The sequence below is a fragment of the Pseudomonas sp. SCPG-7 genome, assembly GCF_002156405.1.
Taxonomy (GTDB): Bacteria; Pseudomonadota; Gammaproteobacteria; order Pseudomonadales; family Pseudomonadaceae; genus Aquipseudomonas; species Aquipseudomonas parakoreensis.
This window is the reverse complement of sequence record NZ_MVOO01000011.1, coordinates 144,901-168,213: the sequence shown is the minus strand read 5'-3', so window position 1 is coordinate 168,213 and position 23,313 is coordinate 144,901. Positions and strand designations below refer to the sequence as shown.

22 protein-coding genes and 1 pseudogene are annotated in these 23,313 nt (G+C 61.2%); 12 read left to right on the top strand and 11 right to left on the bottom strand.

Annotated features, from left to right (window positions below; all coding sequences use genetic code 11):
- Positions 1-12: 12 nt before the first annotated feature.
- The 4 genes and pseudogenes from coxB (at position 13) to B1722_RS20490 (ending at position 4,517) form a co-directional block, all read left to right on the top strand.
- The gene (gene coxB, locus B1722_RS20505) at positions 13-1,140 is read left to right on the top strand and encodes a cytochrome c oxidase subunit II (protein WP_041074770.1); all 1,128 of its coding nucleotides are present in this window, start codon (positions 13-15) and stop codon (positions 1,138-1,140) included.
- 82 nt (positions 1,141-1,222) lie between these two features.
- Positions 1,223-2,806 (top strand): annotated as a pseudogene (gene ctaD / locus B1722_RS20500) (cytochrome c oxidase subunit I); the annotation flags it as partial.
- Positions 2,807-3,052: 246 nt separating this feature from the next.
- Positions 3,053-3,604 carry a cytochrome c oxidase assembly protein gene (locus tag B1722_RS20495; RefSeq protein WP_041073722.1) on the top strand — a complete coding sequence of 184 codons (552 nt, stop codon included), beginning with the start codon at positions 3,053-3,055 and terminating at the stop codon, positions 3,602-3,604.
- A gap of 25 nt (positions 3,605-3,629) precedes the next feature.
- Positions 3,630-4,517, top strand: coding sequence for a cytochrome c oxidase subunit 3 (locus B1722_RS20490; RefSeq protein ID WP_041073720.1), 888 nt, complete (start codon positions 3,630-3,632; stop codon positions 4,515-4,517).
- A gap of 7 nt (positions 4,518-4,524) precedes the next feature.
- Here the strand turns inward: B1722_RS20490 and B1722_RS20485 are convergent, their stop codons facing one another.
- The gene (locus tag B1722_RS20485; RefSeq protein ID WP_041073718.1) at positions 4,525-4,728 is read right to left on the bottom strand and encodes a twin transmembrane helix small protein; all 204 of its coding nucleotides are present in this window, start codon (positions 4,726-4,728) and stop codon (positions 4,525-4,527) included.
- A gap of 71 nt (positions 4,729-4,799) precedes the next feature.
- Between B1722_RS20485 and B1722_RS20480 the strand changes: the two genes are divergently transcribed.
- From B1722_RS20480 to B1722_RS20460, 5 genes are read left to right on the top strand one after another with little or no spacing between them, the layout of a single operon-like run.
- Entirely contained in the window at positions 4,800-5,540 is a 741-nt protein-coding gene (locus B1722_RS20480) for an SURF1 family protein (protein ID WP_041073716.1), read from the top strand.
- The gene (locus tag B1722_RS20475; protein WP_086794109.1) at positions 5,506-6,099 is read left to right on the top strand and encodes a hypothetical protein; all 594 of its coding nucleotides are present in this window, start codon (positions 5,506-5,508) and stop codon (positions 6,097-6,099) included. The genes B1722_RS20480 and B1722_RS20475 overlap by 35 nt, the downstream gene beginning before the upstream one ends.
- A gap of 10 nt (positions 6,100-6,109) precedes the next feature.
- Positions 6,110-7,189: a heme A synthase gene (locus tag B1722_RS20470; protein WP_041073712.1), complete on the top strand. Its 1,080-nt coding sequence runs from the start codon at positions 6,110-6,112 to the stop codon at positions 7,187-7,189.
- Positions 7,177-8,076, top strand: a complete 900-nt coding sequence (gene cyoE / locus B1722_RS20465) for a heme o synthase (RefSeq protein ID WP_047297465.1) — start codon at positions 7,177-7,179, stop codon at positions 8,074-8,076. The genes B1722_RS20470 and cyoE overlap by 13 nt, the downstream gene beginning before the upstream one ends.
- Positions 8,073-8,708, top strand: coding sequence for an SCO family protein (locus B1722_RS20460; RefSeq protein ID WP_007962772.1), 636 nt, complete (start codon positions 8,073-8,075; stop codon positions 8,706-8,708). Before cyoE ends, B1722_RS20460 begins: the two co-directional genes overlap by 4 nt.
- 279 nt (positions 8,709-8,987) lie before the next feature.
- Here B1722_RS20460 and B1722_RS20455 read toward each other — a convergent pair whose 3' ends face one another.
- From B1722_RS20455 to B1722_RS20445, 3 genes are all read right to left on the bottom strand, one after another.
- Positions 8,988-9,758, bottom strand: a complete 771-nt coding sequence (locus B1722_RS20455; protein WP_086794107.1) for a MetQ/NlpA family ABC transporter substrate-binding protein — start codon at positions 9,756-9,758, stop codon at positions 8,988-8,990.
- Positions 9,759-9,836: 78 nt separating this feature from the next.
- Entirely contained in the window at positions 9,837-10,511 is a 675-nt protein-coding gene (locus tag B1722_RS20450) for a methionine ABC transporter permease (protein ID WP_041073706.1), read from the bottom strand.
- Positions 10,511-11,518, bottom strand: a complete 1,008-nt coding sequence (locus B1722_RS20445; protein ID WP_041073705.1) for a methionine ABC transporter ATP-binding protein — start codon at positions 11,516-11,518, stop codon at positions 10,511-10,513. The genes B1722_RS20450 and B1722_RS20445 overlap by 1 nt, the downstream gene beginning before the upstream one ends.
- A gap of 260 nt (positions 11,519-11,778) precedes the next feature.
- Here B1722_RS20445 and katE point away from each other — a divergent pair, with 260 nt between their 5' ends.
- Entirely contained in the window at positions 11,779-13,920 is a 2,142-nt protein-coding gene (gene katE / locus B1722_RS20440; protein WP_041073703.1) for a catalase HPII, read from the top strand.
- Positions 13,921-13,996: 76 nt separating this feature from the next.
- Here katE and B1722_RS20435 read toward each other — a convergent pair whose 3' ends face one another.
- The 4 genes from B1722_RS20435 to B1722_RS20420 are packed head-to-tail and all read right to left on the bottom strand — an operon-like array spanning position 13,997 to position 16,796.
- Positions 13,997-14,710 carry a PA5502 family lipoprotein gene (locus B1722_RS20435; protein ID WP_086794105.1) on the bottom strand — a complete coding sequence of 238 codons (714 nt, stop codon included), beginning with the start codon at positions 14,708-14,710 and terminating at the stop codon, positions 13,997-13,999.
- A gap of 37 nt (positions 14,711-14,747) precedes the next feature.
- Positions 14,748-15,536, bottom strand: a complete 789-nt coding sequence (gene znuB, locus B1722_RS20430; RefSeq protein WP_041073699.1) for a zinc ABC transporter permease subunit ZnuB — start codon at positions 15,534-15,536, stop codon at positions 14,748-14,750.
- Positions 15,529-16,314: a zinc ABC transporter ATP-binding protein ZnuC gene (gene znuC / locus B1722_RS20425; protein ID WP_041073697.1), complete on the bottom strand. Its 786-nt coding sequence runs from the start codon at positions 16,312-16,314 to the stop codon at positions 15,529-15,531. The genes znuB and znuC overlap by 8 nt, the downstream gene beginning before the upstream one ends.
- Entirely contained in the window at positions 16,314-16,796 is a 483-nt protein-coding gene (locus tag B1722_RS20420; protein ID WP_041073695.1) for a Fur family transcriptional regulator, read from the bottom strand. Before B1722_RS20420 ends, znuC begins: the two co-directional genes overlap by 1 nt.
- A 66-nt stretch (positions 16,797-16,862) precedes the next feature.
- Here B1722_RS20420 and B1722_RS20415 point away from each other — a divergent pair, with 66 nt between their 5' ends.
- Positions 16,863-17,783: a zinc ABC transporter substrate-binding protein ZnuA gene (locus B1722_RS20415; RefSeq protein ID WP_086794136.1), complete on the top strand. Its 921-nt coding sequence runs from the start codon at positions 16,863-16,865 to the stop codon at positions 17,781-17,783.
- A 127-nt stretch (positions 17,784-17,910) separates the two neighbouring features.
- Here B1722_RS20415 and B1722_RS20410 read toward each other — a convergent pair whose 3' ends face one another.
- Together B1722_RS20410 and B1722_RS20405 are read right to left on the bottom strand one after the other, a co-directional pair.
- A complete protein-coding gene (locus B1722_RS20410; protein WP_041073691.1) occupies positions 17,911-18,864 on the bottom strand; it encodes a homoserine kinase in 954 nt (317 codons plus the stop codon).
- 62 nt (positions 18,865-18,926) lie between these two features.
- A complete protein-coding gene (locus B1722_RS20405) occupies positions 18,927-19,223 on the bottom strand; it encodes a DUF2782 domain-containing protein (RefSeq protein WP_041073689.1) in 297 nt (98 codons plus the stop codon).
- A gap of 74 nt (positions 19,224-19,297) precedes the next feature.
- On the opposite strand from B1722_RS20405, the gene polA reads away from it, so the two are divergent.
- Entirely contained in the window at positions 19,298-22,102 is a 2,805-nt protein-coding gene (gene polA, locus B1722_RS20400; RefSeq protein ID WP_086794103.1) for a DNA polymerase I, read from the top strand.
- 410 nt (positions 22,103-22,512) lie between these two features.
- Here the strand turns inward: polA and yihA are convergent, their stop codons facing one another.
- Positions 22,513-23,157 carry a ribosome biogenesis GTP-binding protein YihA/YsxC gene (gene yihA, locus B1722_RS20395; RefSeq protein ID WP_086794101.1) on the bottom strand — a complete coding sequence of 215 codons (645 nt, stop codon included), beginning with the start codon at positions 23,155-23,157 and terminating at the stop codon, positions 22,513-22,515.
- Positions 23,158-23,313 lie beyond the last annotated feature (156 nt).

Sequence of the window (23,313 nt, the reverse complement as noted above, 5' to 3'; positions counted from 1 at the left end):
GGGGAACCCGCAATGATGCGACATCCACACGTCTGGATGGGCCTCCTGTTGTGGTCGATTTTCAGCCCGGCTCAGGCGGCCTGGACTGTGAATATGGCGCCTGGAGCGACTGAAATCAGTCACGCAGTATTCGACCTGCACATGACCATTTTCTGGATCTGTGTGGTGATCGGGATCATCGTCTTCGGTGCCATGTTCTGGTCGATGATCGTGCATCGCCGCTCGACCGGGCAGGTCGCCGCAAAATTCCACGAAAGCACCACCGTTGAAATTCTCTGGACTGTCGTACCGCTGCTGATCCTGGTGGCGATGGCCGTTCCGGCGACCGCCACCCTGATCCGCATGTACGACACCAGTGAGCCGGATATCGATATCCAGATCACCGGTTATCAATGGAAGTGGCACTACAAATACCTGGGTCAGGACGTCGAATTCTTCAGCAACCTGGCCACCCCCGCCGAACAGATTCACAACAAGGAAGCCAAGGGCGAGCACTACCTGCTCGAAGTCGACAAGCCGCTGGTGTTGCCGGTCGGCGCCAAGGTGCGCTTCCTCGTGACTTCCGCCGACGTCATCCACTCGTGGTGGGTGCCGGCGTTCGCGGTCAAGCGCGATGCGATTCCGGGGTTCGTCAACGAAGCCTGGACGCGCATCGACAAGCCCGGCCTCTACCGTGGCCAGTGCGCCGAGTTGTGCGGCAAGGACCACGGCTTCATGCCGATCGTGGTCGACGTCAAGGAGAAGGCCGACTACGACAAGTGGCTCGCCGAGCGCAAAGCCGAAGCCGCGCAGCTCAAGGAGCTGACCAGCAAGGAATGGACGCTGGACGAACTCAAGGAACGTGGCGACAAGATCTATCACACCACCTGCGTGGCCTGTCACCAGGCTGAAGGTCAGGGCCTGCCGCCGATGTTCCCGGCGCTCAAGGGCTCACCGATTGCCACCGGGCCGAAAGCCGACCACCTGCACCGCGTGTACTTCGGCAAACCCGGCACCGCCATGGCGGCGTTCGGCAAGCAGTTGTCGGAAGTCGATATCGCAGCGGTGGTGACCTACGAACGTAACGCCTGGGGTAACAACAAGGGCGACATGGTCACGCCAAAAGAAGTGCTTGAGCTCAAACAGGCGGAAAGCAAATGAGCCGGTCTATCGCGAACTTCGTGAATCGGTCGGGGCAATGCGCCCCGGCCCGCCCCGTCCACTCACGTAAAGGAGACCGGCCATGAGCGCTGTAATCGATGACCACGGTCATGCCGACCACGCCCACGGCCCCGCCAAAGGCCTGATGCGCTGGGTGCTGACCACCAACCACAAGGACATCGGCACGCTGTATCTGTGGTTTGCCTTCTGCATGTTCCTGCTCGGCGGCACGTTCGCCATGGTGATCCGCGCCGAGCTGTTCCAGCCCGGGCTGCAGATCGTCGAACCGGCATTCTTCAACCAGATGACCACCATGCACGGTCTGGTGATGGTCTTCGGCGCGGTGATGCCAGCGTTCGTCGGCCTCGCCAACTGGATGATCCCGTTGATGATCGGCGCGCCGGACATGGCCCTGCCACGGATGAACAACTTCAGCTTCTGGCTGCTGCCGGCGGCGTTCCTGCTGCTGGTCTCGACCCTGTTTACCGCCGGTGGCGGGCCGAACTTCGGCTGGACGTTCTATGCGCCGCTGTCCACCACCTACGCGCCGGAAAGCGTCACCTACTTCATCTTCGCCATCCACTTGATGGGGATCAGTTCGATCATGGGCGCGATCAACGTGATCGCCACCATCCTCAACCTGCGCGCCCCCGGCATGACCCTGATGAAAATGCCGCTGTTCGTCTGGACCTGGCTGATCACCGCGTTCCTGCTGATCGCGGTGATGCCGGTGCTGGCCGGGTGCGTGACGATGATGCTGATGGACATCCACTTCGGCACCAGTTTCTTCAGTGCCGCCGGTGGAGGTGATCCGGTGCTGTTCCAGCACGTGTTCTGGTTCTTCGGGCATCCCGAGGTGTACATCATGATCCTGCCGGCCTTCGGTGCCGTCAGCCAGATCATCCCGACCTTCTCGCGCAAGCCGCTGTTCGGCTACACCTCGATGGTCTACGCCACGGCGAGCATCGCGTTCCTGTCGTTCATCGTCTGGGCGCACCACATGTTCGTAGTCGGCATCCCGCTGGTGGGCGAACTGTTCTTCATGTACGCGACCATGCTCATCGCCGTCCCGACCGGGGTGAAGGTATTCAACTGGGCCAGCACCATGTGGCAAGGCTCGCTGACCTTCGAGACGCCGATGCTGTTCGCCGTGGCGTTCGTGATCCTGTTCTCGATCGGCGGTTTCTCCGGGCTGATGCTCGCTATCGCCCCGGCGGACTTCCAGTACCAGGACACCTACTTCGTGGTCGCGCACTTCCACTACGTGCTGGTGCCGGGGGCGATCTTCGGCATCTTCGCCTCGGCCTATTACTGGCTGCCGAAGTGGACCGGGCACATGTACGACGAAACCCTTGGCAAGCTGCATTTCTGGCTGTCATTCGTCGGCATGAACCTGACCTTCTTCCCGATGCACTTCGTGGGACTGGCAGGAATGCCGCGACGGATTCCGGACTACAACCTGCAGTTCGCCGACTTCAACATGGTCTCCTCGATCGGCGCATTCATGTTCGGCGCCACGCAGATCTTCTTCCTGTTCATCGTGATCAAGACCATTCGCGGTGGCGCGCCAGCCCCGGCCAAACCGTGGGACGGCGCCGAAGGCCTGGAGTGGAGCGTGCCGTCGCCGGCGCCGTATCACACCTTCACCACGCCGCCGGAAGTNGGCCAAACCGTGGGACGGCGCCGAAGGCCTGGAGTGGAGCGTGCCGTCGCCGGCGCCGTATCACACCTTCACCACGCCGCCGGAAGTGAAATGAAACGCTCCTCTGTTAACGCGACCCCTGTGGCGAGGGAGCTTGCTCCCGCTTGGGTGCGCAGCGCCCAAAAAATCTTTGGGGCTGCTGCGCAACCCAGCGGGAGCAAGCTCCCTCGCCACAAAGGCTCACCCGCACCTTCGAGGGAGGCATGACTCATGGCTGACTCGATCTCGCTGAAAAAACTGGTCACCCGCCTGCTCGGCGTGGTGGTGGCGATGTTTGTCTTCGGCTTTGCCCTGGTGCCGATCTACGACGTGATGTGCAAGGCCTTCGGCATCAACGGCAAGACCGCCGGGCAGTACGAGGGCGAGCAGGTGGTGGACAGTTCGCGGCAAGTTCGCGTGCAGTTTCTGTCGACCAACAACATCGACATGCCGTGGGAGTTCTACCCCAAACACGATGAGTTGACCGCCAACCCCGGTGCGGTCAACGAGATGATTTTCGTCGCGCGCAATCCCACCGACAAACCGATGAGTGCGCAAGCCGTGCCGAGCATCGCGCCGAGCAATGCGGCGGCGTATTTCCACAAGACCGAATGCTTTTGCTTTACCCAGCAGGTGCTGCAGCCGGGTCAGCAGATCGAGATGCCGGTGCGTTTCATCGTTGACCGCGACATGCCCAAGGACGTGAAGCACCTGACGCTGTCCTACACGCTGTTCGATATCACCGCCCGACATCCTCCGGTGGCTGCAAACACTGGCGGTTAAGCGTGCCCGATAAGGAGAACAATAAATGGCAACTCATGAGCACTATTACGTCCCGGCCCAGAGCAAATGGCCGATCATCGCCACCTTCGGCATGGTCATCACCGTGTACGGCCTGGCGACCTGGTTCAACGATCTGAAGGCCGCGCGCCCGGAATCCCACGGCCCGTACATCTTTTTCGTCGGCGGACTGTTGCTGGCGTACATGCTGTTCGGCTGGTTCGGGGCGGTGATCAAGGAAAGTCGCGCCGGGCTGTACAGCCCGCAGCTCGATCGCTCGTTCCGCTGGGGCATGAGTTGGTTCATCTTTTCCGAGGTGATGTTCTTCATCGCCTTCTTCGGTGCGCTGTTCTACGTGCGGCATATTTCCGGCCCGGCGCTGGGGGGCGAAGGGCCGAAAGGCATCGCCCACATGCTCTGGCCGAACTTCCAGTTCACCTGGCCGCTGCTGCACACGCCTGACCCGAAACTGTTCCCGCCGCCCAAAGAAGTCATCAGCCCGTGGGGCCTGCCGCTGATCAACACGATTCTGCTGGTCAGTTCCAGTGTGACCATCACCATCGCCCACCATGCCTTGAAGAAGGGCCATCGCGGCGCGCTGAAAATCTGGCTGGCGATCACCGTGCTGCTGGGCTGCGGCTTCCTCGCCTTGCAGGCCGAGGAATACATGCACGCCTACCACGAACTGGGCCTGACCCTGGGTTCGGGCATCTACGGCGCGACGTTCTTCATGCTCACCGGTTTCCACGGTGCCCACGTGACCATCGGCACGATCATTCTGTTCGTGATGCTGATGCGCATCATGAAGGGCCATTTCGATGCCGAGCATCAGTTCGGCTTCGAGGCGGCGAGCTGGTACTGGCACTTCGTCGATGTGGTGTGGATCGGCTTGTTCATCTTCGTTTATGTGCTTTGAGCACTGATCACCAAGGCGCGTGCGACACCAATTGGCCGCTGTAGAAGCCCCAGGCAATCAAGCCGACGGTGGCAGCGGCCAGGGCCACCCGAACACTCAAGGCGATTACCAGACGATTGGAGCTGCTGTCGTCCTTGACCAGGAAAAACAGGCCGCTGAACAGGCTGATCACCGTGGCAATCAGCAGCACGACAATGGCTGCTTTGAGCATGGGAAGAACTCCGGGGGACAGGCGATGCAGTTGAGTATAGCGATCGCGACGACTGACTTTGTGGCGCGGCCATGAAGCGCTTCCGCCCGGGCGTGATACCGACCGTGGTGGTGGCGCTGTTGCTGCCGTTGCTGGTGTCGCTGGGTTTCTGGCAGCTCGGTCGGGGCGCGGAGAAAACCGCCCTGCTCGCCAGTTACGCCGAACGCCGCGCGGCCGAGCCGATGGCCAGCAGCGAATTGCTGCACAGCGCCGACCCGGCCTTTCGCCGCGTTCATCTATATGGTCAGTTCGATAGCGCTCACAGCCTGCTGCTGGACAACCGTCAGCGTAACGGCAAGGTCGGCATCGAGTTGCTGCAACCGTTTCAGGATCGGGCCAGCGGCCTGTGGCTGCTGGTCAATCGCGGCTGGCTGGCTTGGCCGGACCGCCGCGTTACCCCGCAATTCAAAACCCCGGCCGATGCCGTGAATATCGATGCCTGGGTGTACGTCGCCCCCGGCGCGACCTTCCAGTTGCACGCCGACCCCGCCAGCAGCACCTGGCCGCAAACCGTCACCGCCGTCGAGCCGGCCAAGCTGTGGAAAACCCTCGAACGCGACGGCTTCGCCTACGAACTTCGCGCCGAACCCGGTCCCGCCAGTTACGAGGCCGACTGGCCGGTGGTGGCCATGGGTCCGGAAAAACACCTTGGATACGCCGTGCAGTGGTTCGCCATGGCCACCGCCCTGCTCGGTCTCTACCTCTACCTTGGATTGCACAACGCAAAGGAGAACCACCATGGGAACGGCCATGAATCCACCCAGCATGTCTGAGGCGAAAACCCCGGCCACCAGCCGCCGTGGGCGGATCCAGCTGTTGCTGATTGTGCTCGGCGTAGTCGGCCCGATGATTCTCGCCACCGGCATGTACAAATTGCAGTTCTGGGTGCCGGAAGGCCGCAGCTATCACGGCGAACTGATCGGCAATGGCCAGACCCGCGCCGACCTCGGCGTGCAGGCCGATGAGCAACGCTGGCAGATGCTGGTCACCGCACCGAAGGACTGCGCGGTGGACTGCCAGCAACTGGTGTACCTCGCCCGGCAGATCCAGATCGGCCTCGGCCGGGATGCCGGGCGCGCCAGCCACGCCCTCGCCGCTGCACAGCCGCTGAGCGCCGACTACGAAGCCAAGCTGACCCGCGAATACCCGCAGCTGCAACGCTACCCGCTGGACAGCGCAGCGTTGAGCAAGGCCACCGGCGACAAGGCCACACCGCAACTGTGGATCATCGACCCGCACGGCAACCTGGTACTGCGCTACGAGCCGAGCGTGAAGGGCAAGGATCTGCTCAACGACCTGCGCCACCTGCTGAAACTGTCGAACATCGGATAAGGGCATCGTCATGGCCAAACCTGGATTTCGCCTCGCGCTGTTTGCCACCCTGCTGGCACTGATCGTCGTGCTGCTCGGCGCCTACACCCGCCTGACCCACGCCGGCCTCGGCTGTCCGGACTGGCCGGGCTGCTACGGCTTTATCAGCGTGCCGAAAAGCGAAGCCCAACTGGCCCATGCCGAACTGCATTACCCCGACTCGCCGGTGGTGGCGCACAAGGGCTGGAACGAGATGATCCACCGCTACTTCGCCGGCACTCTCGGCCTGCTGATTGCGATTCTGGCCGGGCGTGCCTGGGTCAATCGTGGTCATCCGGGACAGCCGCTGAAGCTGCCGCTGTTTCTGCTGGCAGTGGTGTTCGCGCAAGCGGCATTCGGCATGTGGACGGTGACGCTCAAGCTCTGGCCGCAAGTGGTCACCGGGCATTTGCTCGGCGGTTTTGCGACCTTGAGTTTGCTGTTCCTGCTGACGTTGAGGCTGTCCGGCGTGCTGCCGGCGCTGACCGTGCCCAAGCGCTTGCAGTATTGGGCGACGGCGGGGTTGTTGCTGGTGATCGGCCAGATCGCGCTCGGTGGCTGGGTCAGCTCCAACTACGCGGCGGTGGCCTGCATCGACTTCCCGACCTGCCACGGTCAATGGCTGCCACCGGCGGACTTTGCCAACGGCTTTCACCTGACCCAGCACATCGGCCCCAATTATCTCGGCGGCCAACTCGACAGCGATGCACGCACAGCGATTCACCTGACCCACCGCATCGGCGCGCTGCTGGTGACGCTGGTGCTGCTCGGCTTGGCCTGGCAACTGAAAGCCGTCGGCATGACACGTTTGGCCGGGCTGGTCGTCATCGCCCTCGCTGCACAAATCACCCTCGGTATCAGCAACGTATTGTTCCATCTGCCGCTGCCGGTGGCCGTGGCGCACAACGCCGGTGGCGCCGCGCTGCTGCTGAGCATGGTGCTGGTCAATTATCACGCGCGCACCAGTCTGGTCCGGGTCAAACAGCCGGTGCTTGCGCGCTGGCGCCTCAGCCCGCGTAAACACGTGGCGGCGCCCATCACCATTAAAGGAGAAACGCCATGGCGCTTCTGATCGGCGAACGCCCCGCGCAAGCACTGTGGCGTGACTATCTGGAGCTGACCAAGCCGAAAGTGGTAGTGCTGATGCTGATCACCTCGCTGGTCGGCATGTTCCTCGCGACCCGCGCCGGAGTGCCGTGGACGGTGCTGGTGTTCGGCAATCTGGGGATTGCGTTGTGTGCTGGCGGCGCGGCGGCGGTGAATCATGTGGTCGACCGGCGCATCGATGCGGTGATGGCGCGCACGCACAAACGGCCATTGGCCGAGGGCCGGGTTTCGCCGGCAGCGGCGCTGACCTTTGCGCTGGTGCTGGCGCTGCTCGGGCAGGCGATGCTGCTGACGTTCACCAATCCGCTGACCGCGTGGCTGACCCTCGCTTCGTTACTCGGCTACGCGGTGATCTACACCGGCTTCCTCAAACGCGCGACGCCACAGAACATCGTCATCGGCGGTCTTGCCGGCGCCGCCCCTCCGCTGCTCGGCTGGACCGCCGCTACCGGCCATGTCAGCGCCGAACCGTTGCTGCTGGTGCTGATCATCTTCGCCTGGACCCCGCCGCATTTCTGGGCGCTGGCGATTCATCGCAAGGAGGAATACGCCAAGGCCGACATCCCGATGCTGCCGGTGACCCACGGCGAGCACTACACCAAGGTGCATATTCTGCTGTACACCTTCGCGCTGCTCGCGGTGAGCCTGCTGCCGTACGTGATCCACATGAGCGGCGTGCTCTACCTCATCTGCGCCCTCGCCCTCGGCGCAAGGTTTCTGCAATGGGCCGTGGTGCTGTACCGTGGCACTCGGCCGCACGCGGCGATCAACACCTTCAAGTACTCTATTTATTACTTGTTCCTGTTGTTCATCGCCCTGCTCGTAGACCACTACTTACTGTTGAACCTATGACTCGAACCCAGAAAACCGTCTTCATCCTCGTCGCCGTGATCGCGCTGATCCTGGGACTGACCGTCAACAAAGTACTGAGCGGCAAGGGCCAGGGCGACCCCACCGCGCTGATCGACGCCGGCATCATCCTGCTGCCGCAGAGCCGCACGTTGCCGGGCGTGACCATGACCAATCAGGATGGCCAACCGGTCGCCATCGACGAGTTGAAAGGCAAATGGAGCCTGCTGTTCTTCGGCTACACCTTCTGCCCGGACATCTGCCCGACCACCCTCGCCCAACTGCGCCAGATCAAGAGCGAGTTGCCCAAGGATGCTGTGGATAAGTTGCAGATCGTGCTGGTCAGCGTCGATCCGAACCGCGACAACCCGCAGCAGTTGAAGCAGTACCTGGGCTACTTCGATCCGCAGTTCGTGGGACTGACGCCGAAGTCGATCGAAGAGCTGCAGAAAGTCGCGAATGCGGTGAGTATTCCGTTCATTCCGGCCGACACCAGCAAGCCGAATTACACGGTGGATCACAGCGGCAATCTCGCGGTGATCGGCCCGGACGGCACGCAGCGCGGGTTCATCCGGGCGCCGCTGAACAACGCCAAACTGGTGGCGCAGCTGCCAGTAATGCTCAACCGTAAATAGCCAAGATCAAAAGCCACCCCTCACCCTAACCCTCTCCCGGAGGGAGAGGGTTAGGGTGAGGGATGCTGACGAAATACGCCGACCTGTAAGTCCTTTGCCGAATCCATAATCGACCCAATCTTTCAGGTCGATGTACAACGCAAGACACCTCGGTCGGCTCCCTCTCCCTCCGGGAGAGGGCTGGGGTGAGGGGCAAATACACAGCAGGTCCAAAACCGAACACTCGGCCACAAAAAAGGGGACGCCATTGGCGTCCCCTTTTCATTGCAGCAATCTGTATCAGAACGCCGGCAATACCGCGCCTTTGTACTTCTCGGTGATGAATTTCTTCACTTCCGGGCTGTGCAGCGCAGCCGCCAGTTTCTGCATCGCGTCGCTGTCTTTGTTGTCCGCACGGGACACCAGGATGTTCACGTACGGCGAGTCGTTGCCTTCGATCACCAGCGCATCCTTGGACGGATCGAGCTTGGCTTCCAGCGCGTAGTTGGTGTTGATCAGCGCCAGATCGACCTGGGTCAGCACGCGCGGGATGGTCGCGGCTTCCAGTTCACGGATTTTCAGGTCTTTCGTGTTCTGTGCGATGTCTTTCAGGGTCGACAGGATGTTGGTCGGATCCTTCAGGGTGATCAGGCCGGCCTTGGCCAGCAGCAACAGCGCGCGGCCGCCGTTGGTGGCGTCGTTCGGAATCACCACGTTGGCGCCGCTTGGCAGATCCTTCAGATCCTTGATCTTGTTCGAGTAGGCGCCCAGCGGCTCCAGATGCACGCCGGTCACCGCCACCAGGCTGGTGCCCTTGGCCTTGTTGAACTCATCGAGGTACGGCTGGTGCTGGAAAAAGTTGGCGTCCAGGCGCTTCTCGGCCACCTGTACGTTCGGCTGAATGTAGTCGGTGAAGACCTTGACCTTCAGATCCACGCCTTCCTTGGCCAGGGCCGGCTTCACGAACTCGAGGATTTCCGCGTGCGGCACCGGAGTGGCGGCAACGGTCAGGGTTTCGGCGTGGGCCGAAAAAGCGGCTACGGCAGCGAAAGCAGCGATCAGTTTTTTCATTCAGCTAACTCCTTTTCAAAGCGCCCGTGTGGCGCCTGCCAGCGAATGGCCGGCTCATTTCTTGATTACAAAAACCGGTTATTTGCGCGAGAAATGCACGACCAGACGGTCGCCGACCATTTGCAGCACTTGTACCAGAATCAGCAGCAACACCACGGTGACGATCATCACGTCAGTCTGGAAACGCTGGTAGCCGAAACGGATCGCCAGGTCACCCAGACCACCGGCGCCGACCACACCGGCCATTGCCGTGTAGGACACCAGGGTAATCGCGGTCACCGTAATCGCGGCGAAGATGCCTGGACGGGCCTCCGGCAGCAAGGCGTTCATGATGATCTGCCGGGTGGTCGCCCCCATCGATTGAGTGGCTTCGATGATGCCGCGATCGACTTCACGCAGCGCGGTTTCCACCAGACGCGCGAAAAACGGAGTCGCACCCACCACCAGCGGCGGAATCGCACCGGCCACGCCCAGCGAAGTGCCGGTGATCAGCACGGTGAACGGAATCATCACGATCAGCAGAATGATGAACGGCAGCGAACGCAGGATGTTCACCGCCAACGACATGAAGGCGTAGAAGCCACGGTTTTCCAGCAACTGACGCGGGCTGCAGAGGAACAGCAGCACGCCCAGCGGCAGGCCGAGCAATACGGTGAACAGCAGCGAACCACCGAGCATCAGCAGGGTGTCGCCGGTGGCCAGCCAGATTTCCAGCCAATCGATGTTTTCGAAGAAAGCCTTGAGCATTTCCATTAACGCAGCACCTCCATATGAACGTCAGCGGCGGTGAAGCGGGCGAAAGCCGCTTCCATGTCGCCACCGGTGACGGCGAGGGTCAATTGCCCGTAAGGAATGTCTTTGATGCGGTCGATGCGACCGGCGAGGATGCTGTAGTCGACCCCGGTTTCCCGGGCAACGGTACCGAGCAACGGCGCGTAGGTCGCTTCGCCCTGGAAGGTCAGACGCACGATGCGACCCGGTACGTGAGCGAAGTCATCGCGCTGTTCGCTTTCGTCGATCTGCTCGCTTTCCTGGACGAAACGCTTGGTGGTCGGGTGCTGCGGATGCAGGAACACATCGGCCACCGAACCTTGCTCGACGATCACCCCGGCGTCCATCACTGCCACCTGATCGCAGACCCGACGGATCACATCCATCTCGTGGGTGATCAGGACGATGGTCAGCTTCAGTTCACGATTGATCTCGGCCAGCAGTTGCAGAACCGACGCGGTGGTCTGCGGGTCGAGGGCGCTGGTGGCCTCGTCGCACAGCAGAATTTTCGGCTTGGTCGCCAGGGCGCGGGCGATGCCGACACGCTGTTTCTGGCCGCCGGACAGCTGCGCCGGATACTTTTTGGAGTGATCAGACAGACCGACCCGCGCCAGCAATTCGGCGACGCGCTGATTGATCTCGCTGCTCGACAGTTCGCCGGCCAGGGTCAGCGGCAGCGCGACGTTGTCGGCCACGGTCTTGGAAGCGAGCAGGTTGAAGTGTTGGAAGATCATCCCGACCTGCTGGCGGAAACGGCGCAGGCCGTTGGCGTCCAGCGCGGTGACTTCTTCGCCGTCGACGATGATCTTGCCGCCGCTGGAGTCTTCCAGGCGATTGATCAGACGCAGCAGGGTACTTTTTCCCGCACCGGAATGGCCGATCAGGCCGAAGACCTGACCGTTTTCAATCGAAAGACTGGTCGGGTGCAGGGCGGGGATGTCCTTACCGGCGACGCGGTAAGTTTTGTGGACGTTTTGAAACTCGATCACGTAGCGAACCTTGTGGGGCGCGTTAGAAAAGGATCAGCGGTTAGCCGGGCGCGCATTTTAGCCTGTCCGTATAGAGGTTCTTAGCATTTATTTCGCAATTAACCTTCGATTTGGCAATAACAAGATCAAAGGTCATAAAAAAGGAACGCTCGTTCCTGCTCATTGGTCACTAGTTCAGCGACTTGAAACCCTGGGTAACCGTGCCCGGAAACGCTCAAGAGTCCCCGTGGAAACGGGGTCAACCGAGGAGTTTACGTCTGATGAGCAGCAAGAAACCTACCACCGACAAAAGCCAGCTGGCCGGAACCGATACCAAGGATCGCGCCAACACCAACGCCAAACTCGACAGCCTGGAGAAGTTTCGCTCCGACGCTACCGGCCAGGCCCTGCGCACCAACCAAGGGGTAAAGGTCGCCGATAACCAGAACACTCTCAAGGCCGGCCCGCGCGGGCCGTCGTTGCTGGAAGACTTCATCATGCGTGAGAAAATCACGCACTTTGACCACGAACGCATTCCGGAGCGCATCGTCCATGCCCGCGGTACGGGCGCTCACGGTTTCTTTCAGGCCTACGAGAACCATTCGGCGCTGACCAAGGCCGGTTTCCTGCAGGACCCGGGGAAAAAGACTCCGGTGTTCGTGCGCTTTTCCACGGTGCAGGGGCCGCGTGGTTCCGGCGATACCGTGCGTGACGTGCGCGGTTTCGCGGTGAAATTCTTCACCGACGAAGGCAACTTCGACCTGGTCGGCAACAACATGCCGGTGTTCTTCATTCAGGACGCGATCAAGTTTCCCGACTTCGTCCACGCGGTGAAACCCGAGCCGCACAATGAGATCCCGACGGGCGGCTCGGCCCACGACACGTTCTGGGACTTTGTCTCGCTGGTGCCGGAATCGGCGCACATGGTGATCTGGGCCATGTCCGACCGGGCGATTCCGAAAAGCCTGCGCAGCATGCAGGGCTTTGGCGTGCACACCTTCCGCCTGATCAATGCCGAGGGCAAATCGCGCTTCGTCAAATTCCACTGGCGCCCGACCGCCGGCACCTGCTCGCTGGTGTGGGACGAGGCGCAGAAGCTCGCCGGTAAAGACACCGACTACCACCGTCGCGATCTGTGGGAAGCCATCGAGATGGGCGACTACCCGGAATGGGAGCTGGGCGTACAGATCATCGAGGAGGAAAACGAACACGACTTCGATTTCGACATCCTCGACCCGACCAAGCTGATCCCCGAAGAAATCGTGCCGATCACCCCGCTGGGCAAGATGACCCTGAACCGCAACCCGGACAACTTCTTCGCCGAGACCGAGCAGGTCGCGTTTTGCCCCGGCCACATCGTGCCGGGAATCGACTTCTCCAACGATCCATTGCTGCAAGGTCGGCTGTTTTCCTACACCGATACGCAAATCAGCCGACTGGGTGGGCCGAACTTTCATGAGCTGCCGATCAACCGCCCCGTGGCACCGTTCCACAACGGCCAGCGCGATGCCCAACACCGCACGGTGATCGACAAGGGGCGCGCGTCCTACGAGCCGAACTCGATTGATGGCGGCTGGCCGAAGGAAACCCCACCGGCGGCTAAAGACGGCGGCTTCGAGAGTTATCCGGAACGCATCGATGCGAACAAGATCCGCCAGCGCAGCGAGTCGTTCAGCGATCACTTCTCGCAAGCACGGCTGTTCTTCAAGAGCATGAGCGAGCACGAGAAGGAACACATCATTGCCGCTTACAGTTTCGAGCTGGGCAAGGTCGAACGTGAGTTCATCCGTGCACGGCAGGTGAATGAGATTCTCGCCAACATCGACCTGGAACTGGCTAAACGTGTGGCGGCCAACCTCGGATTGCCAGCGCCGAGCAAAGGCACGGTCGAGGTGCGCAAGACTTCGTTCGATCATTCGCCGGCGCTGAGCCAGGCGAATCTGCTGCCAGAGGACATCAAAACTCGGAAAGTGGCGATTCTTGCCGCTAACGGCGTCGATGGTGCGGCGATCGATGCGATGAAGAAGGCCTTGGCTGCACAAGGTGCGCACGCCAAGCTGCTCGGCCCGACGTCGGCACCGGTGAAGACTGCCGACGGCAAAGCCCTGCCAGTGGACGCCTCCATGGAAGGCATGCCTTCAGTGATCTTCGATGCGGTGTTCGTGCCCGGTGGCGCGGCGTCGATCAAGGCGTTGAGCGCTGATGGCGTGGCGCTGCACTACCTGCTGGAGGCGTACAAGCACCTGAAGGCGATTGCGCTGCACGGCGATGCCAAGCAGTTGCAGGATCTGCTGAAGCTAGAGGCGGATGCAGGGTTGCTGCAGGGCAAGGATGTGCCGGGATTGACCAAGCCGTTCTTTGCGGCGATCGGGCAGCATCGGGTTTGGGCGCGGGAGCCTAAGGCCAAGGCCATTCCAGCCTAAAGCAAAAGATCGCAGCCTTCGGCAGCTCCTACAGGGTTTACTTGCACCTGTAGGAGCTGCCGGAGGCTGCGATCTTTTAGGGTTTGGCTGGAATCAAGACCATCTGCGCCGGCACGGTGCGCAGGATCTGTTTCTCAATCTTCAACTCGAAATCCGGATTCAATTTCTTCACACGTTTTTTCAGCAACGTCGCCAGCCAAGGGTAATCCTGAGTCCGCGGCGCCTGAATGCTCACAGCGCACTCGTAATTCACCACATCGGCGGCGATCGCATCCAGTTGCCGGCGAAGTTTGCGGCTGTCGTTGATGTTCAACGCCACCGTGGTGCTTTCGGCAGTCGGATCAATGACCTTGGCTTTCGGTTTGGCTTCGGCCGCCAGCAGCGCCGCTTCGGCTTTTTCCAGCTCGGCTTTGCGGGCTTCGGTGATGGCGCCATTGACGCCACCGGTCAGCGCCGGGGCTTTGGGCATCAGGGCACGGGCGCGGCTCAGCGCGGTGGCTGCCGCATTCACATCACCTTTCTGCAATACGATCTGGCTGCGGCGCAAGTAGGCTTCGGCCAGCTGGCGCTGGTATTGCTCAAGGGACTGATCGTTGGGGTTCTGTGCCTGCAAGGCGGCCAATTGGTCTTCGGCGGTGGCCAGTTCGCTGCTGGCCAGGCTTTGCTCCAGCTGTGCGATGGCCGTGGCCCGCGCGTCGGGGGCGTCGGCCACCGGCGGCGTGCTTTGGCAGGCGCCCAGCAGCACGGAAAATGCGACAAGGAGCAGATAACGGGAGGCGAACGGCTTCATTCCTGCGACTCTCTAATTGCGCAAAAAGCGAGCAAGTCTACACCCCTCGACGGGGCAGAACAAAACTCAGCAGAAACAGTGCGGCCGCCGTCACAACGATGGACGGCCCCGCCGGGGTGTCCTTGAACCATGACAGCGCCAGCCCGCCACACACCGCGAGCATGCCCAGCAGGCTCGCGCCCAGCGCCATCTGCTCCGGCGAACGGGCGTGACGTTGTGCCGCAGCCGCCGGGATGATCAGCAGCGAAGTGATCAGCAACACACCGACGATTTTCATCGCCACCGCGATCACCACCGCAATCAACAGCATCAGCGCCATGCGCAGGCCCGCTACCGGCAGACCTTCGACCTTGGCCAATTCTTCATGCACGGTGATCGCCAGCAGCGGTCGCCACAGCGTCACCAACAACACCAGCACTGCCGCGCTGCCGCCGAGGATCCACGCCAGGTCGGTCGGACTGATCGCCAGCAGGTCGCCGAACAGATAGGCCATCAGGTCGATCCGCACTTCATGCATGAAGCTTAGTACCACCAGGCCAAGAGAGAGCGTGCTCGGTGCAAGAATCCCCAACAGCGTGTCGGAGGCCAGCGGTTGACGCTGCTGCAAGGTCACCAGCAACACTGCCAGCAGCAGGCAGCCGACGGTCACCGCGACCGTCGGGCTGACATCCAGCAGAAAGCCCAGCGCCACGCCCAGCAACGCGGCGTGGGACAGAGTGTCGCCGAAGTAGGCCATGCGCCGCCAGACCACAAACGAACCAAGCGGCCCGGCGACCACCGCCAGTGCCAGACCTGCAAGCAGGGCATACAACAGAAAATCAGCCATGCTTGCAGTGGTCTCCGTGAACGTGGGTGTGGCCCGCACCGGGCGCCTTGACCACCGAACCGTGCAGGTCATGGGCGTGGTCGTGATGGTGGTGATAGATCGCCAGGCTCGGCGCATTCTTGCCGAACAGCTCGACGAACGCCGGATCGCCGCTGACCTGCTCGGGATGCCCGGAGCAGCAGACGTGGCGATTCAGACAAACCACCTGATCAGTGGTACTCATCACCAGATGCAAATCGTGGGACACCATCAGCACGCCGCAGCCGTGACGGTCACGCAGGCGAGTGATCAGGCTGTACAGCTCGGCTTGCCCGGCGACATCGACGCCTTGCACCGGCTCGTCCAACACCAGCAGTTCCGGCTCGCGCAACAGCGCCCGGGCCAGCAACACACGCTGCATTTCGCCGCCGGAAACACTTTGCACCGGGCTGTCGATGACGTGTTCGGCACCGACTTCTTTCAGCGCCGCCAACGCGCGCGGGCGGTCTACACCGGGCACCAGGCGCAGGAAGCGCAGCACCGACAGCGGCAAGGTCGGGTCGACGTGCAGCTTTTGCGGCATGTAGCCAACGCGCAGTTTCGGCTTGCGCCAGACGCTGCCGCTGTCCGGCTTCAGCAGCCCGAGTACGGCGCGCACGAGGGTGGTCTTGCCGGCGCCGTTGGGGCCGATCAGGGTGACGATCTGCCCCGGCTCGACGCTCAGCTCAATGTTGTCGAGCACGGTCTGCCCGGCAAACGTGACAGCAACGTGCTGAAGACGGATCAACGGGTTGCTCATCAAGCCCCCTGGCAACCGGCGCACAGGCCGACCACTTCGACGGTCTGCGCTTCGACAATGAACCCGACGTCTTTGGCGCTGTGGATAATCGCGTCGCTGATGGCTTTTTGTTCCAGCTCGATTGCGGCGTGGCACTCGCGGCAGATCAGGAACTGGCCCTGATGCGCATGCTCCGGATGCACACAGCCAACGAAGGCGTTGAGTGAAGAGATGCGGTGCACCAAACCGTTTTCCAGCAGGAAATCCAGCGCGCGGTATACGGTTGGCGGCGCGGCGCGACGGCCGTCCTGCTCGCTCAGTACCGCGAGAATGTCATAAGCGCCCAGTGGCTTGTGGCTCTGCCACACCAGTTCCAGCACCCGCCGGCGCAGCGCAGTCAGGCGCAGGCCTTTCTGGGCGCACAAGGTATCGGCCTCGGTCAGTGCGCTGTGCACGCAATGAGAGTGGTCGTGGGGACGGCTGGCAATCGGTGTAATAGGCATGGGCGGCGACGAGTTTTGATAGAGACGTTATTATGTTACCCGTTCTCGCCTCCTTGAGTGGTCATCGTGTCCCGACTTTTTTCTGTTTTTGTGGCTTTTGTCGCCAGTTTTCTGCTGATCGGTTCGGCTCAGGCCGAGGTCAAGGTTCTCACCAGCATCAAACCGTTGCAGTTGATCGCTGCAGCGGTCCAGGACGGTGTGGCCATCCCGGAAGTGCTGCTGCCGCCGGGTGCTTCGCCGCATAACTACGCACTACGCCCGTCCGACGTGCGCAAGGTGCAATCGGTGGACCTGCTGTACTGGATCGGCCCGGACATGGAAGGTTTCCTGCCGCGTGTGCTGAACGGTCGAACGCTGCCGAGCGTCGCCGTGCAGGATCTGCCGGGCATGAAATTGCGCCGCTTTGCCGAAGACAGCCATTCCCACGCCGAAGACGCCGACGAGCATGATCACGATCATCGTCCGGGTACGCTGGACGCGCATTTGTGGCTATCGCCGGTCAACGCCCGAGTCATTGCCGGGAAAATGGCTGCCGACCTCAGCGCTGCCGATCCGGCCAACGCCGAACGCTATCAGCGCAACGCCAAGGCCTTCGATGAGCGTCTCGATGCGTTGGACGCGCGGCTGAAGCAGCGTCTGACCAGCGTTGAAGGCAAGCCGTATTTCGTATTCCACGAAGCCTTCGACTATTTCGAAGATGCTTACGGCCTGAAACACACTGGCGTGTTCAGCGTGGCCGCCGAAGTGCAACCGGGCGCGCAACATGTCGCCGCGATGCGCAAACGCCTGCAGGAAGTGGGCAAGACCTGTGTGTTCAGCGAACCGCCACTGCGTCCACGCCTGGCGGAAACCCTGGTGGCGGGCCTGCCGGTGAAGCTGGCGGAGCTGGATGCGCTGGGTGGCTATACGCCAGCGACCGCTCAGGGGTATGAGCAGGTACTGGAGAAGTTGGGCAACGATTTGGCCGGCTGCCTGGAATCGTTGTAGCAACGCAAAACCTGTGGCGAGGGAGCTTGCTCCCGCTTGAGTGCGCAGCACTCACAAAAATCAGACTGATTGCCAGAATTTTGGGGCTGCTTCGCAACCCAGCGCGAGCAAGCTCGCTCGCCACAATTTAAAGCGCGAACGGTAGAGGGGTGCTGACCTGCTGCCGCTGCGCCAACCGCAACTCAAATTCCCGTGGATCATGAATCAGCACGTCCTGCCCGGCAAACTGCTCGGCGGCGATCAACCGTGACAGCCAGAACCGCACACAGGCCACGCGCAGCATGGTCGGCCAGAGTTCAGCTTCAGCGGCAGTGAACGGACGCAGCGCCGCATAGGCGCCAAGGAATGCGCGGGCACGCGGACCATCAATCAGGCCATCCTCGTCCGAACACCAGTCATTCAATGCGATCGCCACGTCGTAGAGCATCGGCCCCGAGCAGGCGTTGTAAAAATCGATCAACCCGGTCAGGTGCGTGCCTTCGAACATCGCATTGTCGCGGAACAGATCGGCATGAATGTTCGCCCGTGGCAACGCAAGAATTTTGTCTTTCTGCAGGGTGATTTCATCCAGCGCCTTGTGCAGCAGCGCACGCGGCTCGTCACTCAAGTGCGAGAGGAACTCGTTACCCTCCTCCAGCATCCAGTCCAGGCCACGATCGGTCTTGCGCTTGATCATGCGCTCGCCCTGGGTCGCCAGGTGCAGATGCGCCTGCAACTCACCGACCTGCGCGCAATGCTGGGCGTTGGCGACCTTGATGTGCTTGCCGGACAGCCGTGGTTGCAGCAGCGCCGGCTTGCCCTTGAGCTCACGCAATGCCACGCCGTCAGTGGTGCGCAGCGCGTAGGGCACCGGCAGATCAGCCTCGTGCAACACGTCGAGCAGGTCGATGAAGAACGGCATTTCCTGCACCGGCCCACGTTCGACCAGGGTCAGGACGAATTCGCCCTGCTCCAGGCTGATAAAGAAGTTGGTGTTTTCGCTGCCGGCGGCGATCCCCTGGAAATCAAGCAGACGGCCAAGCCCGTAAGGGGCAAGAAAGGTTTCCAGCTCTGGCCGAGCCAGGGGGGTGAACACAGACATGGTTAAAAACTGCTCAGTTCGGGCGCCGCGATCAAGCGGCGCCGATTAAAAAGTCAGGAATCTTACTTCCAGGTAAAGATTTCCCACGACGGAATCAGCATATCCGGCTGGTCGGAACGGATGTAGTTCACGTCCGAACCATCGGCGCGCACCAGGAAATACGGTTTGCCGCCCTTCGGCGTGACCTTGATCGCATACACGAAGCCACTGCGGCTGTATTCCTGAATGACCTTGTCGCCCTCGGTGTGCGTGTTAATGGTAACTTCCGGCTCCTTCGACGGCGCATCATCCGCCGCCATCGCGGCCAATGGTGAGACAGCAATCAAACCGACCAGCAGCAAGCGATTTAACGTACGCATGATAACCTTGTCCCTTTGTCGTCAACGGTCCCGCTATTCTAGCGCCGGGCCCGCCGAAAAGGTTGATTCTGCTCATGAGCCAAGCCCCCCTCGTCCTGGTGGACGGTTCGTCTTACCTGTACCGCGCTTTCCATGCACTGCCACCGCTGACCACCTCCAAAGGCCTGCCGACCGGTGCGGTCAAAGGTGTGCTGAACATGCTCAAGAGTCTGCGCAAGCAGTATCCGGACAGCCCGTTCGCCGTGGTTTTCGATGCCAAGGGCGGGACGTTTCGCGATGAGATGTACGCCGAATACAAGGCCAATCGCCCCAGCATGCCCGACGACATGCGCGTGCAGATCGAGCCGCTGCACCAGAGCGTGATTGCTCTCGGCTTCCCGCTGTTGTGCGTGGAGGGCGTCGAGGCAGACGACGTGATCGGCACCCTCGCCCGCAGCAGCGCGGCAGCCGCTCGCCCGGTGATCATCTCCACCGGCGACAAGGACATGGCGCAACTGGTCGACGGCCACATTACCTTGGTCAACACCATGTCCGGTAGCTCGATGGACGTTGAGGGCGTAAAGGAGAAATTCGGCGTCGCTCCGGAGCAGATCATCGATTATCTGGCACTGATGGGCGATTCTTCCGACAACATCCCGGGCGTTCCCGGCATCGGCCCGAAGACCGCGTCCGGCCTGCTGGTCGGCGTTAACGGCGGCCTCACCGAGCTTTATGCAAACCTCGACATCGTCCCGACCCTGCCGATTCGCGGGGCCAAGACTCTGCCGGCCAAGCTTGAAGAGCACAAGGAGATGGCCTTCCTCTCCTATCAACTGGCTACCATCAAGGTCGACGTGCCGCTGGACATTGGCCTCGATGACCTGCAAATGGGCCCGGAAGACCCGGCCAAGCTCTACGAGCTGTACACCCTGCTGGAATTCAAGAGCTGGCTGAATGACCTCGATCGCGACGCCAAGCGCCAGGAGCTGAGCGCAGCCGCCGAGCCTGCGCCGGCTGGCGATCTGTTTAGCGCGCCGCCAGCCGAAGTGCCCGCCGCCCCTGCCGAAGCCGCTTACGAAACCATCCTCGATCAGGCGCGTTTCGATGTCTGGCTGGAAAAACTGAACAACGCCAGGCTGTTCGCCTTCGACACCGAAACCACAGGCATCGACGCGCAACAGGCGCAATTGGTCGGTCTGTCGTTCGCGGTGCAGGCCAACGAAGCGGCCTATATCCCGCTGACCCACTCCTACATCGGCGTGCCCGAGCAACTGGATCGCGACACTGTGCTGCGCGCGCTGAAGCCGATCCTGGAAGACCCGAACAAACTCAAGGTCGGCCAGCACGCCAAGTTCGACATGAACATTCTGGCCAACTGCGCCATTGGCGGCGATCAGAGCCAAGGCATCAATGTGCGCGGGATTGCCTTCGACACCATGCTTGAGTCCTACGTACTCAACTCCACCGCCACCCGCCACGACATGGACAGCCTTGCGCAGAAGTACCTGGATCACACCACTGTGAGTTTTCAGGACATCGCCGGCAAAGGCGCCAAACAGCTGACCTTCGACCAGATCGCTCTGGAGCAGGCCGGCCCATATGCCGCCGAAGACGCCGACATCACCCTGCGTCTGCATCAGACTCTGTTTGAAAAACTCAGCGCGATCCCGAGCCTGGCCAGCGTCCTGACCGACATCGAAATCCCGCTGGTACCGGTGTTGGCGCGCATCGAGCGTCAGGGCGCGTTCGTCGACGCCGAGCTGCTCGGCATCCAGAGCATCGAGTTGGGCAACAAGATGGTCGCACTGGAGCGCGAAGCGTTCGAGATCGCCGGGGAAGAGTTCAACCTCGGCTCGCCGAAGCAGCTGGGCGTGATCCTCTACGAAAAACTCGGCCTGCCGGTGCTGAAGAAAACCGCCAAGGGCCAACCATCGACCGCCGAGGAAGTGCTGGCGAAACTCGCCGAAGACGATCATCGACTGCCGAAAGTGCTGATGGAGCATCGCTCCATGAGCAAGCTGAAAAGCACTTACACCGACCGCCTGCCGGAGCAGATCAACCCGCGCACCGGACGTATCCACACGTCGTACCATCAGGCTGTGGCGTCCACCGGACGCTTGTCTTCCAGCGATCCGAACCTGCAGAACATTCCAGTGCGCACCGCTGAAGGCCGCCGCATTCGCCAGGCTTTCGTCGCGCCGAAAGGCTACAAATTGCTGGCGGCGGACTATTCGCAAATCGAACTGCGGATCATGGCCCACTTGTCCAAGGACGAAGGCTTGATGAACGCCTTCCGCAACAATCTGGACGTGCACACCGCCACCGCTGCCGAAGTGTTCAAGGTCGAGCTCAACGAAGTGACCTCCGACCAGCGCCGTGGCGCCAAGGCGATCAACTTCGGCCTGATCTATGGCATGGGCGCGCAGAAGCTCGGCAAGGACATCGGCGTCGACACCAAGACCGCCAAGGCCTACATCGACACCTACTTCGCCCGCTACCCGGGTGTGCGCGAATACATGGAGCGCACCCGTAAGCAGGCGGCGGATCAGGGTTACGTCGAGACCTTCTTCGGTCGACGCCTGTACCTGCCGGAAATCAACTCGAACAAGCCGCAGGAACGCGCCGCCGCCGAACGCACGGCGATCAATGCGCCGATGCAAGGCACCGCCGCCGACATCATCAAGAAAGCCATGGTGGCGGTGGATAACTGGCTGACAGCGTCCGGGCTGGACGCCAAGGTCATCCTGCAGGTACACGACGAACTGGTGCTGGAGGTTCGCGAGGATCTGGTTGAGCAGGTGAGCCAGGAAATCCGCCTGCATATGAGCGAAGCGGCGAAACTGGACGTACCGTTGCTGGTGGAAGTCGGCGTCGGCAACAACTGGGATGAGGCGCACTAAGGCGTCTGGACCGGGCGTTTGCCGCGACACACTGTCGCGGCAAACGCCCGAAATGGCCTTATTTCGAATCGCGCTTGGGCTTATTCCAAAGCTTTTTGAAAAAAATCTGAACTAATCTGACAACTCACTACTCAGAGATACTGAATGGCTGGTGAAGCCCTTCGATGCTCCTATGTTGTGTTAAGTGTTGGCAGATATCTGAACCCCGCCCTAGCGGTTCGGAACTTAAACCCCGGAACTTCTCCCTCCCCATATGAAGTCCGGGGCTTTTTTTGCCCCAAAACTGCCTATGGCGCAGCCATGCTGCGTTAAAAGCGCAACAAAAAATGCTCATTTAGGTCCCCTAAACTCCGCTTTTTTGTCGCACTTTTGCCTTGCCTGGCAGCACCACAGACAGTTTTGAAAATTTCTTATTCAGCTGTTGTTTCCGAACCCTTGTCCGCGAGTTCCATCCAGTCTGCCAACACAGTGTAGGCCTCTTCCAGGCCCATGCGTTTGGGCGCGGAGAACAGCTGGATCGTCACCTGATCACCCCAGCCCTTGCGGATTTCCGACTGCACCTTGAGCAGCGTGTTCTTGGCGGCGCCGTAGGTCAGCTTGTCGGCCTTGGTCAGCAGAATGTGCATCGGCATGCCGGCGGCAACGGCCCAGTCGAGCATCAACAGGTCGAAGTCGGTCATTGGATGACGGATGTCCATCATCAGAATCAAACCCTTCAAACTCTCGCGGCCACCGAGGTACGCCTCGAGGTGACGCTGCCAGTGTTGCTTGAGCGGGATCGGTACTTTTGCATAACCGTAGCCCGGCAGGTCGACCAGACGCCGTTCATCGTCTAGCTTGAAGAAGTTCAACAGCTGTGTGCGACCCGGAGTTTTCGAGGTGCGCGCCAGGCTGGCGTGAGTCAGGGTGTTCAGCGCGCTGGATTTACCGGCGTTGGAACGACCGGCGAACGCCACTTCGAAGCCTTCGTCGTCAGGGCATTGATCGACTTTGGCGGCACTGAGCATGAACGTGGACTGTTGGCACAGGCCGAGGATGGGATTCTTGAGTTGCATGGGATTTCCGATGTGGGCGGCGCCGGGATTGGGCGCGGAACGCGGTGTCGCTTCCGTTTCAGTGACGCCAGTATATAATGCCGCAGATTTTGTGTGTGCTTTGTCCCAGCGAAGGATGAAGTTCACGAGAGCCAAAGACCTTGATTGCGCATCAGA